Below are 15,745 nucleotides of genomic sequence, written 5' to 3'. Positions count from 1 at the left end.
ACAAATCAAGTGAGACAAGATTATCACCAATTACTAAAACCAGAGCTTATTAAGAGTGTATCTGGATTGTCACTCATTGCGCGTGTGATTGTTGATGGATATTTGTCTGGTCTAAACCATAGCTATAATGTAGGTTCGGGAATGGAGTTTACTCAATTTCGTAACTATGAACCTGGTGATGACTTGCGATTACTAGATTGGAAAATGTTAGCCAGATCCGGCCGGTATTATATCAAACAATCCGAAGTAGAAACGAATATTTCGGTAAAATTTATTTTGGACGCCAGTAAATCCATGCTTCATCAAGAAGACGAACTTTCTAAAATGGATTATGCCAGAATACTGATAGCCTCGTTAGGATATTTATCCCAAAATCAAGGAGACGCTATTGGACTTTTTGCATTAAATGAACAGCAGTTGTATAACGTATATCCTAAAATCCAGAAACAACATTACAATCGATTTTTATTAGAGCTAACCAAGATTGAAAATAAAGGAAAGTGGCCCGAAAATCCGGATGCTTCAAAAAGTCTTCATGATCGCAATCATAAAGAACTCATATTTTTTATAACAGATCTGTATGAGCATAATGAAGAATTGACTTCTTTTATCAAAAGACTGAAAACTCCTAAAAATGAGGTAGTAGTCTTACATCTTATGGGTAAGAATGAATTGGAATTTGATTATAAAGGAACCGTAACATTCGAAGATTTAGAGACTGGTGCAAAGCTCAAAATAGATGCAAAAACTGCAAAAAAAGAATACCTCGCATCGCTGGAAAAGATGATAAAAGAAACAAAAGATACGCTCTTGGCCAATGATATCAGTTATCATCTCTTCAAATTGAATGAACATATAGGTGAAGCATTGCAAGTATTCCTGAAGAAACGAAATAAACTAATCTGATATGTTTTTCCTCAACCCTACATATCTCTGGGCATTATTGGGACTTCTGGTTCCTTTAGCCATACATCTGTGGAGTAAAAAAGAAGGAAAAACGATAAAAGTAGGGAGTACCAAATTACTAAGTGAATCTGACTCAAAACAATCAAGAAGTATTCAGTTGAATGAATTTTTGCTACTGGTAGTAAGAATGTTATTAATAGGCGTTTTGGTCTTACTCATTGCCGGATTTCAAATTAAAAAGAAAGCGGCTACCATTCCAATTATCTATATGGTGGAACCTTTATTACTGGATGATGAAAGGATACAAACTATCATAGATACGATAAATACAGGAGCATCATTAAGACTCTTGGAATCCGGATTTCCAGAATTAGACAAAGATCAATTTGATTCAAATAATAAAACACCTAATTATTGGCAGTTAGCCAAAGAAATGGAAACCTTACAAACCGATAGTATTGTCGTTTTCACAAAAGCATTCATAAACGGAATCAAAGGTAGAAGGCCAAATACGAATCAAAATATCGCCTGGGTATCTTTAGATTCAAAGGAGTTATCTAAAAAAGCACTCAAAGCCGTCAAAAAAGAAGATTCTCTTCAAGTACTATCGATGATTAGCGATCAGGATCAGTTGTTTTTTAAGAAAGCATTTATTGCTACCGATGATAAGAGACTGAGATTTAATGAAGCAAATGATAGTGTGACTTTTCCGTTAAACGGAAAGGAAGAAAGCCTATCGCTTACTTCAGAATTACCAACCAAAGTAGTACTGTTCTATGAAGATAGTTTGGTTACTCAGAAAACATACATAGAAGCATCGCTAAAGGCAATATCAAAATACCTGAATAGGCAAATAGATATAGAAACAGTTCAGAATATAGATGGTATAGATTACGCTGTATTTGACCTGGTTGTTTGGTTATCTTCAGATGTAGTTCCGAATACACCAACAAAGATGTTAGTGTATCAACCGGATAACCTTGCTAATAACATTATTGAAGCAGGATCTTCGAATAGGATTTTTTATCTTACAGAAGCGCTTACTACAGCCAATAGTATTGATAGAAATCTATCTGAGCAGTTGCTAAAATTGTTTGATTTTCATCAAGATATTCAGGATAGAGTTAATGAGTATGATAAAAGAACGATTGATATAGCAGAACTAAAACCAATTACAGCTAGTCTGGCGACAGACAAAAAACAATTTGAGCTTTTTGATATATCAACATGGTTATGGTTGTTATTGGGAGCATTGTTAGTAATGGAACGTAGTGTAGCAAAATTCAGAAAACAATAATGAGATCAGGACAAGACATATTGGTTGGATTTAGAAGGCGATGGCAACTGATGCTTTGGCTGGAGATCACATTATATGCCTTAGGACCAGCTATTCTTTCGTACCTGATATTTTTGAATGTATTTTGGGCGATAGCTGTATTCATCTTAGTCGCTTCTATCATCATAATTTTTATAAAGCCCTGGAAACACAGTTTAGAAAATGTTGCCAGCTATATAGATCTTCATCTCGATGCTACGGAGTATAGTACCGGTCTTTTGTTAGTACCCGAAGAAAAGCTGTCTGGCTTAGCCAGAATACAGCAAAATAGAGTAACAACCAGACTTGTCGAAAAGCTAAAAACCATAAAACCTCCTCATCACTTAGTTCGTGGAGCGATTATTTTAGGTTCGTTTATTTTGATAGGTGCAGTGATCTACAAGTATGAAGTATTAACAAACCTACAAGGGTCGCAACAACCAACAATAACTCCGGAAGCAATTGTTTTTAAGCCAACAGATACAACTGCGACAGTAGTTCAATCCCCTAAGCTAATTCGTCAAGAACTAATCATTGATTATCCTAACTATACACGAGTTCCTTCTGTAGAGACTTCCAACATGGATATAAAAGCAGTAGAAGGATCCAGAGTTTCCTGGAAAATACAATTTGACCAAGAAATTAAAGGGGTAACGATGGAAAGTATGGGAAATAGCTATCCTATGAAATTATCAGATGGTAACTATACAGGAGCATCCACACTCACGAGTGCAGGTTTTTATAATTTTAAATTTACAGACCTTCAAGATAGATCATACGTTTCCGAATTGTATGCTATTGAGGTGATCAAAGACAAGAGTCCTTCGGTAGAAATCAAAGGAATAAAACAGTTCACTTCTTTTGCTTTTAATCAAGATAAAAAGGTATCGTTTACCACAACTATTAGCGACGATTTTGGGATTGAAGACGCTTACATTATAGCTACGGTGAGTAAAGGTTCTGGCGAATCTGTAAAGTTCAGAGAAGAGAAGTTAAACTTCAATAGTAAAATTCCCAATGGCAATAAGAATATGAGTTTGGCCAAAAACATCAATCTGGATCAAATGAAGATGGAACCTGGTGACGAATTATATTTTTACGTAGAAGCGTTGGATCGCAAACGGCCGAAACCGAATACATCCAGGAGTGAAACCTTTTTTGCGGTGATAAAAGATACCATTTCTGACACCTTTGCGGTAGAAGGAACCATGGGAGTGGATCTGATGCCGGATTATTTTAGAAGTCAGCGGCAGTTGATTATTGACACAGAAAAATTGCTGAAGGATAAACCTAAACTATCCACAAAAGACTATAAATCTAAGAGTAATGAACTAGGTTTTGACCAAAAAGTATTACGGCTGAAATATGCAGAATTTATGGGTGATGAATCAGAATTCGGAGGCACGGCTGAAGGAGACGTAGAATCTCCTGAAGAAGAAGGAGATCATCACGAAGAAGATCACGAAGAAGAAGATCCATTGGCAAAATATACCCACGCACATGATAGCGAGAACGAGCATAATTTGGTAGAAGAAGAAAAAAAGGAAGACCCTTTAGAAGAATACTTGCATAATCACGAAGACCCGGAAGAGTCTACACTGTTTACACAATCCTTAAAAAGCAAGTTGCGACAAGCATTGAATGAAATGTGGGATGCAGAATTGTATTTACGACTCTATACGCCAGAAAAATCATTACCCTATCAATACAGAGCCCTAAAACTGATTCAGGAAATAAAAAACAGTGCGCGTATTTATGTACATCGTATCGGTTTTGATCCTCCACCCATTAAAGAAGATAAAAGACTCACCGGAAAAATAGATGAGGTATCAGGCTATAGAAAAAGTGCCGAACTAGCCCAAGAAGATGCATATCCTTCCATACGTGTAACCTTGGCAAGACTGGAGCAATTAATTTCTGAAAAAGGAACGATTACCGAAAAAGATAAACTGCTTTTCGGTCAAGCCGGAAATGAATTAGCCGAAAAAGCGATTGAAGATCTAGGAAAATACCTGGAAACATTGCAACAATTAAAATGGATTTCTGAAGATGTGGCAGTACCATCAGAAGCGCTGGTAGCCTTGCAAAAAGGATTGTTTTTAGCGCTTCCGGAGTTGAAGCCTAATGCAGTGAAACAGCAACAACAAACAAGCGAAATAAACGATTTACTATTAAAAGAGCTCGAAATCAATGATTGAGGATGTCACTTTTTTACATAGTAATTGGATTGCTTATATCGCTATTGGTGCCATAGTGTTATGGTTGGTTTTTGTTTGGAAAGAGTGGTCTCATTTTGGAAAAACTAAGTTCTGGATCAACATAACAGTTGCGCTGTTTGCGATAATGTCCATCGCTGTGATTGCTTTAAAACCAGCGGTACCCATACTCGGTAAAAACACCAAAGTAGCAGTGCTTACGAATGGTTATGACACCAAACAGTTAGATAGTTTAAAAAAAGTTCATAAACGAATACAAACCTTTCCGTACAAAGCGAATCAACCCATTTTTAAAAATATACATACATCGGATACTGTTTTTGTATTGGGAGAAGGTGTAGCACCCTTTGATTTTTGGCAGTTAGAGGATCATAAAGTACACTATATCAACAGTGATAGCCCTTCTGGTGTGGTGCGGTTCCAATATGATCATAGTAGGGTAGTAGGAGAGCAGTTACAGTTTGAGGGATTGTATAACAATCCAACAAAAGGAAACCGATTGATTCTGGAAGGACCAGGAGGAAATGGATTAGATTCTATCTCTTTAGAATCGGGTAAAAAACAATCCTTTCAATTAGCTACACATCTTAAGTCGGTTGGTACCTATACCTTTTCGTTGGTCGAAACAGATTCGCTAGGAAAGCTGCTTTCAAAAGATCCCATTCCCATAAAGGTATTGGATCGCAAAGGCTTAAAAATCCTGATCGTAAACGGTTTTCCAACTTTTGAAACCAAATACCTAAAAAACTATTTGGCAGAAATGGGACACGAAGTATTGGTGAAAAGTCGCATCACCAGAGGAAAATATAAGTTCGAATATTTTAATACGGATCGAATACCGATCGGCGCTTTTTCTGAAAAGAGTTTACAGCCTTTTGATTTGGTGATCCTAGATGCTACTACCGCAAAGAATGTAGGACAACGTTCTCGGACAGCACTTGAGAATGCTATTAGAGAAAAAGGATTAGGACTTTTTATCCAACCGGATGATGATTTTTTTAGATTTAGAAAAGATGAGGTCGCTTTTGATTTTGACAGAGAAAAGAGTACTGAAACAAGTCTTATTGATTCACCGAAAAATACAATAGGGAAGTATCCTTTTATTTTTAAGGATCAATTTCAGTTACAAGCGATACATAAAAATAATACTGAAAACATAGTATCCGCCTATAAACATCTTGGAAAAGGGAAGGTAAGTACGACGGTTTTAGAAAGTACCTATGAGTTATTATTAAACGGAAAAACAACCGATTACCAACAACTATGGTCCGAAATTATAAGTAGTATCGGTAAAAAAGAGAGTGCTGAGGTCAGTTGGGATGAACATAGTATCCTGGGGATTAAGGATCAATCGTATAGTTTTACACTAAGAACCGCTATTCCTGAACCAGAAGTAATAACAGAAGAAGGATATCGCATTGCAATGCGAAGCGATATTGATATCTCAAACCTATGGACAGGCATCACCTATCCTAAGAAACTAGGCTGGAATAGATTATCCATAGCACAAGACACCGCAGCCGTTTTGGATTATTTTGTAACAGATACCACTACATGGAAATCAAAATCAAGATATGATAACATACTAAGAAACCGCAGACAGTTTGATAGGCAAACCGAGAAAGTCACCAAACAAATCTCACCTGCAGCACCCATCAATCCAATAGGATTCTACATTTTCTTTCTATTGTGTATCGGATATTTATGGCTAGCACCTAAGTTGGGAAAAGAGTAATAAAAACCGTCCATTCGATGAAAAGCTTTGTCACACTGAGCCTGTTGAAGTGCTGCCCAAGTACTGTCACCTCGAGCGCAGTCGAGAGGTCGTAACAATCATGCAAACACCAACTAATCCATAAAAGAACTCACATCATTTTGTAATATGGGGAATTTTACATTATTTTTAGAAGGTATAATAAAAACGAGTAGAAATATGAATCGTTTGTAAATGTTTATAATTACTTACAAACGGTACTAAACGCAATTGCTGTTATATAATAGTTACCCATAATTACAAAACTAGATCTGATTGACAAAAATTTTAGCGCATATTGATGAGTTCGGAACAAACTCAATAGAAGTTCAAAAAGATGGTGTTACCTCTCATTTTCTGATATGTGCTACTTTAATTGAAGAAAAAAACCTTATTTCTGGTCAAAAAATAATTGATCAAGTTAGAAAAACACATTTTCAAAACAGTGAAATAAAATCTTCTAAAGTTAAGCGGACTCACCATGCAAGACGTTTATCAATTCTTAATGACCTTAATGAAATTGATTTTACTATTTATTTAATAGTTGTAGACAAAAAAGAAATAAATTCAGAAGGATTGAGTATAAAACAATCTTTCTATAAGTATTTTAATAAATTATTGGTCACTGATTTAAATCGCATTAATAAAAAAATAACTTTTTTAGCAGATCAAATAGGAACAGCTGAATATCAAAAAAGCTTTCAAAAATATATTGAAAACGAAGTAACTCAATATGATTTATTCAATGAAAATAAGCTTTTTGAATTTAGTGATAGTAAACAAAATAATCTTGTCCAATTAAGTGATTTTATAGTTGGCAGTTTAGCTAAATGCTTTGACACAAAACATTTTCAAGAAAATTCTTCCGATTATCTTAAGTTACTAAAAGATAAACTTAACATCCGATTTTGGCCTAATAAAGTAGCTAATTACCTAAGACAAGAAAACGAAACTGATAATTTTGATCCAAAAATTGCGCAATTATCTTTGACATTAGCTAAAGATTATATTATTAGAAATGAAAATAAAGTTGAGACAGATATAACAGCTCAAATCTATCTTTTAAAGTACTTAATGCTAATACAAAAAGTAAGTCCTCATTATTTTGTTCAAACTCAAGAATTAATGGACAAATTGAAATTTGAGATTGGACTTGATTATTCAACTAGACTATTTAGGAAAAACATAATAGGGCATTTAAGAGATAACGGATTGATAATTGTTAGTTCAAACAGTGGCGGATATAAATTACCTGTAAATAAATCAGATCTAACCGAGTTTGTAAATAGATATAATAGCATCATACAACCAATGATTGCAAGGATGAAAAAATGTAGAGATAGTGTATTGCTAGGAAGTATGAATGAGATTGATATTTTAAATTACCCTGAATACGAAACGTTACGTGAAATAATAGAATTGAAAAAATAACTATGGGTAACAACACCTATGCGATAATGCGGGTTTTCTGACTAATCGAAAGGTTATTGTCTATTTGGTTTGTCGCCAAAGTATTAAATTTAGTATTTTAGAAAATATAAAAACAAAACATAAACTTTGGCTAAGTGCTCGCTCGAAAACCAGTAATTTTCTGCTTCAGCACTACGCATGGCTAAACGTTACCTGCAAGCTGAAAAGCCAACGCACAGTCAAGCTCTTTTTATTTTTTTCGTGCCTCAAAAAATAAAAAGAGCTTGCCTTTTCCCAACTTTAATCAAACTGAATAATTATTTTAGTAGACCTAATTGAGGGATTAAAATTTAATATCATTGTCAGAACAATTGAAAAAAAATACTATATGTCCAAATGAGTGATTTTAAATTAATAGCAATTAAAACAGGAAATAAATTATCTAAGGAAGAGTTTTCTCCAGTAAATCCAATAAATTGGACTCCTAAGGAGAATCATAATTTTCTAAAAAACCTGGAGCATAACACTCCCTTTTTGTTTTTTAACGATTACTCTATTAGTGACGACTCAAATGTTTTAACACATAATGTTGAGAATAGTATTCCAAATCTTTACCAATTAAGAAACAACTATAGGACTAATATTGAAGTCTCTTCTATTGTTGGTAAGAATGGTAGTGGGAAAAGTTCCTTAATAGAGATTTTGTATTTAGCTATTCACAATCTTGCTATTCAATTGGAAATCTTATATGATTCTGATAAGAACTTAGTTATAGAATCTCAAAATTATTTAAGATGTGAATTATTTTTTCTGATTGATGAAAAAACATCGTATAAATTGAAGTTTCAATTTGACGACTCAAAAAGAGAATGCTATCTATTCAAGTCAAAAAAGGAAGGCAATGTTTTTAAATATAAGAATGAGCCTGACAATTTAAAAAAAGAAGATTTAGTCAATTTGTTTTATACTATTTCTGTGAATTACTCAATCTATGGACTCAATTCTCAACAAATAGGATCCTGGATAACTCATCTATTTCATAAAAATGATTCTTACCAAACACCTTTAGTAATTAATCCAATGAGAACTGAAGGTAATTTTGATATTAATCGAGAAAATTACCTTTTTAAATATCGATTATTATCTAATTCGGTTTTGAAATATAAAGATCAGAAAACTGACGTTGAAATTATCGAAGATATTAAGCTTGCTGAATTGATATTTAAACTTGATAGATCTAAAATTAAGGTTTTAGAATCTGAAAAAAAATACTATGATAGAGGAAAAGAGAGAGCTTTAAAAGAAAAGACGATTGAAGAATTACTCAAGGAAAGCAATCTTGGATTTAATATTGAGAAATTAGTTGTTCTTGCGATAAAGCATATTCTTGGAGCAGAATATATAGAAACTAATAAAATAGTGTATGAAAAGGAAGTACAATTATACATTGTAAAAAAACTATATCGAATTGCATTTAATTATAACAAATACTGGGATTACTTAGAGTTTGGCACTTATAGCAAGCCTATTATGTTCGAAACAAGTTTTAACAAATCTAAATTTATAGATTACTTAAAAAAATTGAGTGATGATCACACCCATATCACTTTAAAACTAAGGCAAGCCTTAAATTATATATTAAATAATCCTCTTAAAACTTTTACTCCTGATAATTCTAAAACAAGATATTGGTTCGATTCAAATTTAACAGGAAAAATATACAGAATACCATTCAATCAATTTGCCGAAAAGCTATTGGAATTTTCAGATAAAATTATTAACTGTTTACCACCAAGTCTATTTAAAATTATAATCAATGTCTATAAAGATGACAGGGAAGATTATTTTGACATCTCTACTTTAAGTTCTGGTGAATTACAGCTTATGCAATCAGTCCAGTCCAGTATTTATCATTTAAATAATTTAGACTCATATCATTACTCAAAAGATATTAAATATAAAAATGTCTTAATGTTATTTGATGAAATAGAATTATATTTTCATCCTGAATATCAAAGAAAAATTGTTAGTCATTTAATATCAGAAATTGATAAGTTAAAATTGAAGCTTATAAAGAACATACATATAATTTATATTACGCATTCACCATTTGTTTTATCTGATATCCCACACACTAACCAACTAAACCTAAATGCTGGTTCTCCATTTCCTGTTACCGAAAAAACTTTTGCGGCAAACATATATGAATTACTCCAAAGTACGTTTTATCTCGACTCTAATATTGGAGATTATTCTGAAAAAGTAATTGATATAGTCCTAAATAAATTGAATGCGATTTTAGATGCCCAAGAATCTACGGCTACAAAAAAACTCATTAACTCACTTAAAGAAGAATTTATAAAACAAAACTATCTCTCCATAATACAACTGATAGGAGATCGAATTGTTAGGAATAAGCTTCTAGATATGCATTATAAATGCTTTCCAGAAAATAATTCTTCTAAAAAAGCTTTTTTAGAATCTCAAATTGAGAAATTTCAATTAGAATTAAAAAAACTAAATTAATGATTGACTTAACTCTAAACCAAAATAGAAATTTAAAAACCCTATCTGAAAACTTTTATCAGACAATTCAATACTCAATTAAAATGAAGTTGAATGAGCATTCTTCATTTTTAAATAACTATTACACAAAGTCTAACTTTAAACTTGCAGTTTACATTAGAGCACATTTAAGAGAAATCATATCTAATGATATAGATAGCATTTTGATAAAACATAAAAATGAGTTCGAAGATTTGTTTAACAAAGAATATGTTAATGACAAACCAAAGGTTTTTTCTGAATTCAAGAAAAACATTAATGAAATCTTTAATTATGAAAAGCATAGTTCTGGAAGCGGATATAGCTTCACTTCAGCATTAGGAATAAACACTTGTCCTTATTGTAACAGAAATTATATTACCACAATTGGTAATGATAAAACAAAATTTGTTAGAGCAGATATTGATCATTTTTTACCAAAATATAAATACCCCTATTTAAGGCTTTCATTTTATAATTTAATTCCCAGTTGTGTGATTTGTAATAGGAATGCTAAAGGAAGAAAAGAAACTTCACTTACAAATAATATTCATCCGTATATAGAAGGATTTGGAGATGATGCTAAGTTTATACATAGACCAAAAAACTATAAAGATTTAATAGGAAGGGGAAATCCCGAAATTGAATTTAACTTCAGTAAAAACCAAAGTAAAATAAAAAAAATAAAAGGAAACATTAAAACTTTTAGATTGACGGAACAGTATTCTATTCATAATAAAGAGCTAAATCATTTATTAAGGTTAAAAGAGGCTTTTACAGAAACATATATAGATGATTTAATAAAAAGATACCCGAAGTTGAATTTAACCAAAGAAGAAGCCTATTATTATGTATTTGGTATAAACCACTCCTACTTGGAAGATGAAAAACAACCTTTGTCAAAGTTAAAAAGGGATATTTTAGAACATATTAATATGATTAGTATTTAAAATGGTAAGTTTTGTGAGATTTATTTTCAATTGAATTTATATATTGCCAACACTAGTTCAAGCACATTTAAAGTTTGCTCGTGCCTCACAAATTTAAAAGAGCTTTCACGCCAACGCTAGCAAGTTTACGGAAAGAAAAGCCAGCAGGTAACAACGTGTCCTATGAAAAGCACTAGCTCAGTTTTTCAAAGTTAATATTTATATTTTAATTATCTCATAATGATTACTTTGAAGTGTTTAAATGTTGGCAATTCTCTTCCCCTGCTGCCGCTAGTTTGTAACTAGTGGTGACTTCGAGTAAGAATATATAACAGCCGTGATTTTTTGTGTATGATGGCTGTTTTTTTATGTTGCCTAACATAGGTTTGTGGTGCACATTAGTTGCAGACTTGGGGTAGCAAGGGGAATTACTGTTGTATAGTAGTTGGTAATAATTTTGAAATGATGCGTTTTTGGTGTATTTTTACATCAAAATACAATTATGGCAAGACAAAGCATATCATTTACAAAGCCAAATGATGAGTGGCTTAAAACTCAAGTCGATAGTAATGAATATTCAAGTAAAAGTGAACTCATAAATGACTTAATTAGACAAGCCCGAAAACAACAAGCCCAAATTGACTGGATTCGTGCTAAACTAGATAAGGCCGAAAATAGCGGATTTACAAATGACAGTAAAAACGAAATTTTAGCTAAATCAAAGTCTTTGCTTAATGGCTAAATACAGATTAAGTAACGAAGCTAAAAATGATCTGATTCGGATTCATCATTACGGAACTAAAAAATTTGGAATAACGCAGGCAGATAAATATTTCGAATCGTTTTTTGAATATTTTGATATTATTTCGGAACGACCTTTTTCTTTTGAATCAGTAGATTATATAAAAAAAGGTTACAGACGTTGTGTTTGTGGTGTTGATAGTATTTTTTTTAAAATAAGTGAAGATATTATAGAAATTATGGCGATTGTCGGCAGACAAGATTTGGACGAAATATCATGAATTGTAAAGCACTATTGTCAACAAGGCGTAAAAATGCATTGAAACGCATTTTACACAAACCATTATATAGTATTAGAACTAAATAATGAAAATAATAGTTAATAAGCTTTTTATATACCTAGCACTCTTTTTGATTATAATATCTCTTAGTAATTGTGCATCTTTTTCATACCAATATCAAAACCCAGTATTTTTAACTCCTTCTTTTCTGACTTCAGAAAATATAAAAGAGTTAAATGGAGAATACAGTATCATAGCAAGATCGAAAGACTCTATTATGAACAATCATTACCCTAGTTATAATAATTTTTTTCAAATTTTGGATCGAGATCGAGGCAATAAAAAAGACACCCTAAATAAGAATAATTTAAGTAATTTTTCTTTTAAAATAAATGTTATTAATGATGGGGAAATTAAATTTGAATATTTAACTAATAATAAAAAATTTAACGAACGAATAATTAAATATGAGCTGAGAGAAGGGTATTTATATTTGAAAAATAAAAACACAACGATTGGTGGAATTCCTTATGTATTTGGTGGGATAGAAGTTAATAAAGTAAGATTAACTAGGGATTTAAAGGATAATTTGGTTGCTGAAATAGCACATCATAACTCAGGTGCCATATTATTAGTTTTTGGAGATGCTAAAGACAATCATTATCAATGCTATTATCATAAAATAAAATGAATACTATATAACACGATATCCCCAGACTTCTATTAGTTTGTAATTAGTGTAGACTTCGAGTAAGAATATATAACAGCCGTGGTTTTTTGTGTATGATGGCTGTTTTTTATGTTGTCTAACATAGGTTTGTGGTGCAAACTAGTTGCAAACTTGGGGTAGCGGGAGGCTATGTTTTATATCTGTAGTTACCTGTTTTTATATTTTGTTTTCAGACAAGTCTTTTGCAAGACTAGCCTTCTTTAATTTCTTATTTTTTATTAGATATGCAACATCATACTTATTGTCAATCATAAGCTGGATATAGTAATAGTTTACGTGTTCTAATACTGCGAATAAATTGGCTATTATTCCCCAAACCAACATATTATTAGATTCAAAACTCCAGCCTTGCACGTAAAGCTGAATCAAAAGAACAGGAAGCATAAACAAAATCAATATAGAATTTAATTGTTTTGATTTCTTGAAGAACTGAATATTATTGTCTTGTTCTACATGTTCTCCTTTAAGCCCATCCAGTTTCAATTTCCAGTAATGTTGTCCTTGATACAGAATGAATATGCACATAATTAGTCCATAAGATAACAGAATTACGTTGATAAGAGGATTAGTGAGCACTATAAAAAATAGTAATCCTGGAAAAGTCACATACGTATGAAATTTCTCAATTGGATAGTATCCTTTTAGTCGTTTTATTAGCCTCGTTTTACTCATCTTTATTTTCACTGCAGGTAACACAAAAGTAAGAACATTTAAACTTGTTTTACTTAAGATGTTACTTTTAAGCGCAAAAAACTAAAAATGAAAAAATACTCTTATTATTACTAATCTCCGCCCGAGGCGGACAAGTGCAACTAGTGTCAACTTCGAGTAAGAATATATAACTATAACCACTATAAATTTTTATGTAATACGGTTGTTTTTTCAATAAACGATTGTAACAATTTTAATTTTAAGCATACCAATTAGTAACAATGTATCCGGTTGGATATATTTTGTAGTCAGTAAATATTAAAAAATGTTTGGAGGAGGAAGTGTTCAAGGAATGATAACAAGCTTGAGTAACAATAAAAAGTTACTCAGGTCTAAAAGACTATTCCAAAAAGAACGGACTTTCCTTAATACTAAAAAAGAGTCCTTAAAAGCCACTGAAGGAAAATTAAATTTTAAAAAAGCGTCACAAGAAGAACTACTGCAAATAGGAAAAAAAATAAGAAAGCAAAACCGAAAAGAAAATACAATACTAATCGGTATCGCAATACTTATAATAAGTGTTTTTACATATTTTACAATTAATGTAATCCGGCAAAACAGTATAGATAAAGAGAGTATACAAGTGCTAAAATTCCAAGAAAAAGAAAAACAATTTTTAGTACTGATCAATAAAGGCGATGAGTGGTTTGAAAAAGGAAAATGGTATAATTCTATCTTTTACTATGAAAAAGCAAAAGAAATTTTCCCAAAAAACTATGATATTAATTACAGACTCGTTAGGTCATATAGTTTTGAATGTGAAAGCGAGTTTCAAAATTGCCACGAGGCTAAAAAGCTTTTGGATAAACTCTTTCTAATGTTTCCTGATAAAGAAAAAGATTTATTAGAAATTAAAGGTAAATTAGAATACGAATATTAAAAAACATTTACTAACAACTCTCGCTACCGTTCTGGCCTTCTCCCAAGGCAGAGAAGTGTGAATAGTGACGACTAAGAGCAGGAAATGGACATATATAGAATAATTAAATCCCTCTTATATCTATTGGGATTATGTTTTACAATCTATTCGATTATTAGATATGGAATTGGTGGAAGTCATACGCCACCAGTTGGATTTGTAGTAGCTGTTTTCTTTATTTTGACGGCATTCTTTTTCTTGATTATTGATTTTTTATTTAAAAAGTATTTGAGAAACTATTATTCACACCTAAAAATAAATGCTTTTTCCATTTTCATCAATTTAATGATCATTATTTCAATTCTTTTAATGACTTGATAATAACTTTCCTCCTGTACTCTAAAAAGTCTATCATTTACAACATATGCTATGCGAGAAATAAACCAATTGGGGCATAAAAAATTTAAAAAACAAAACATTTTTTATATACTTGCAATCCTTAAAAATGGAGTGTTTAACAGGTAGTAATAATTGATAAATATCACTTGTTAGAAATGGTTAATATTTGATCTACTTGTTTAATCGGTCAAACAAAAAAGTAAAATAATTATTAAAAGGAAATTAAAATGAAGGTATCTAAAAAAGCAAAGTTTTCAACATCTGTTTTGTTTTTTATTTTTTTAAGCATAAGTATTTCTCCTCTTTTTTCTCAAGAGTCTGAAGGAACTTTTATTTTGAAATTGGAGCCATTTGTATCTGAAATCAAGTTGAGAAAAAAAGTATTGAAACAACTTGAGAGTGGAGCTTTAGAGTGGGGGATTTCAGGAAATCAGTTTGTAACTACTTTAGCGAATAAACGATTCCTAAATTTTGATTTTCCATATATGACAAGGTATGGAACCTCAAAAGAAATTAAATTAAAACCAGGAAAGTATAGCATCACTTGCGTTGGGTTTAATTACAAAGGTGGAATGAGTGTAGATAAGGTCTTGAAAAAAGGTGCTTTTTTTAATTTAGATGTTCTGAGTTTTGAAATAGTGGAGAATAAAATAACTGTTCTAGAAATTTTACCCATTATAGAAAAGTCGCAGTCTCTCTTAGTAAAGATGTATTCGCCTGATTTAAAGGTAAAAATTATTGAAGATGATCAGGTTAAAATCGAAAAAACAATAAGCAAAAGAGGAGAGAACTCAATTAATTGGGATGAGTATGACGGAGATTTAAAATTTAAAAAATAGAATGCTAAACTTCTTTCAGCAGTATTTCCCATACTGCCACTAGTCTCCGCCAGAGTCGGACAAGTATAACTAGTGGAGATAAAAACTAGTTGCAGCAAGGTGTTCAGATCCA

General features: G+C 31.7%; 13 protein-coding genes. 12 read left to right on the top strand and 1 reads right to left on the bottom strand.

Features of this window, described 5'->3' with window-relative positions:
* Nucleotides 1–9: 9 nt before the first annotated feature.
* The 10 genes from ACFSR1_RS01260 to ACFSR1_RS01215 all read left to right on the top strand — a co-directional run bounded on the left by ACFSR1_RS01260 (nucleotide 10) and on the right by ACFSR1_RS01215 (nucleotide 12,786).
* The gene (locus tag ACFSR1_RS01260) at nucleotides 10–906 is read left to right on the top strand and encodes a DUF58 domain-containing protein (protein WP_378288846.1); all 897 of its coding nucleotides are present in this window, start codon (nucleotides 10–12) and stop codon (nucleotides 904–906) included.
* A gap of 1 nt (nucleotide 907) precedes the next feature.
* Nucleotides 908–2,203: a BatA domain-containing protein gene (locus tag ACFSR1_RS01255; protein WP_378288844.1), complete on the top strand. Its 1,296-nt coding sequence runs from the start codon at nucleotides 908–910 to the stop codon at nucleotides 2,201–2,203.
* Nucleotides 2,203–4,419 carry a tryptophan-rich sensory protein gene (locus ACFSR1_RS01250; protein ID WP_378288842.1) on the top strand — a complete coding sequence of 739 codons (2,217 nt, stop codon included), beginning with the start codon at nucleotides 2,203–2,205 and terminating at the stop codon, nucleotides 4,417–4,419. Before ACFSR1_RS01255 ends, ACFSR1_RS01250 begins: the two co-directional genes overlap by 1 nt.
* Nucleotides 4,412–6,172: a hypothetical protein gene (locus ACFSR1_RS01245; RefSeq protein ID WP_378288840.1), complete on the top strand. Its 1,761-nt coding sequence runs from the start codon at nucleotides 4,412–4,414 to the stop codon at nucleotides 6,170–6,172. Before ACFSR1_RS01250 ends, ACFSR1_RS01245 begins: the two co-directional genes overlap by 8 nt.
* A 294-nt stretch (nucleotides 6,173–6,466) precedes the next feature.
* Complete coding sequence (locus ACFSR1_RS01240; protein WP_378288838.1) at nucleotides 6,467–7,621, top strand: DUF3800 domain-containing protein; 1,155 nt, start codon at nucleotides 6,467–6,469, stop codon at nucleotides 7,619–7,621.
* Between the two features lie 375 nt (nucleotides 7,622–7,996).
* Nucleotides 7,997–10,126, top strand: a complete 2,130-nt coding sequence (locus ACFSR1_RS01235) for a hypothetical protein (RefSeq protein ID WP_378288836.1) — start codon at nucleotides 7,997–7,999, stop codon at nucleotides 10,124–10,126.
* The gene (locus ACFSR1_RS01230; RefSeq protein WP_378288835.1) at nucleotides 10,126–11,094 is read left to right on the top strand and encodes a hypothetical protein; all 969 of its coding nucleotides are present in this window, start codon (nucleotides 10,126–10,128) and stop codon (nucleotides 11,092–11,094) included. Before ACFSR1_RS01235 ends, ACFSR1_RS01230 begins: the two co-directional genes overlap by 1 nt.
* Nucleotides 11,095–11,575: 481 nt before the next feature.
* Nucleotides 11,576–11,815 (top strand): ribbon-helix-helix domain-containing protein, encoded by a 240-nt coding sequence (locus ACFSR1_RS01225; protein ID WP_378288833.1) that lies wholly within the window; start codon nucleotides 11,576–11,578, stop codon nucleotides 11,813–11,815.
* Nucleotides 11,808–12,095 carry a type II toxin-antitoxin system RelE/ParE family toxin gene (locus ACFSR1_RS01220; RefSeq protein ID WP_378288831.1) on the top strand — a complete coding sequence of 96 codons (288 nt, stop codon included), beginning with the start codon at nucleotides 11,808–11,810 and terminating at the stop codon, nucleotides 12,093–12,095. Before ACFSR1_RS01225 ends, ACFSR1_RS01220 begins: the two co-directional genes overlap by 8 nt.
* Nucleotides 12,096–12,180: 85 nt before the next feature.
* Complete coding sequence (locus ACFSR1_RS01215; protein ID WP_378288829.1) at nucleotides 12,181–12,786, top strand: hypothetical protein; 606 nt, start codon at nucleotides 12,181–12,183, stop codon at nucleotides 12,784–12,786.
* 195 nt (nucleotides 12,787–12,981) lie between these two features.
* Here ACFSR1_RS01215 and ACFSR1_RS01210 read toward each other — a convergent pair whose 3' ends face one another.
* Nucleotides 12,982–13,497, bottom strand: a complete 516-nt coding sequence (locus ACFSR1_RS01210) for a hypothetical protein (protein WP_378288827.1) — start codon at nucleotides 13,495–13,497, stop codon at nucleotides 12,982–12,984.
* Nucleotides 13,498–13,801: 304 nt separating this feature from the next.
* Here ACFSR1_RS01210 and ACFSR1_RS01205 point away from each other — a divergent pair, with 304 nt between their 5' ends.
* Together ACFSR1_RS01205 and ACFSR1_RS01200 are read left to right on the top strand one after the other, a co-directional pair.
* Nucleotides 13,802–14,416, top strand: coding sequence for a hypothetical protein (locus ACFSR1_RS01205; RefSeq protein WP_378288825.1), 615 nt, complete (start codon nucleotides 13,802–13,804; stop codon nucleotides 14,414–14,416).
* 605 nt (nucleotides 14,417–15,021) lie between these two features.
* Nucleotides 15,022–15,633 (top strand): hypothetical protein, encoded by a 612-nt coding sequence (locus ACFSR1_RS01200; protein WP_378288823.1) that lies wholly within the window; start codon nucleotides 15,022–15,024, stop codon nucleotides 15,631–15,633.
* Nucleotides 15,634–15,745 lie beyond the last annotated feature (112 nt).

The organism is Aquimarina rubra (assembly GCF_042684305.1).
Taxonomy (GTDB): domain Bacteria; phylum Bacteroidota; class Bacteroidia; order Flavobacteriales; family Flavobacteriaceae; genus Aquimarina; species Aquimarina rubra.
This window is presented reverse-complemented; position numbering and strand designations above follow the sequence as displayed.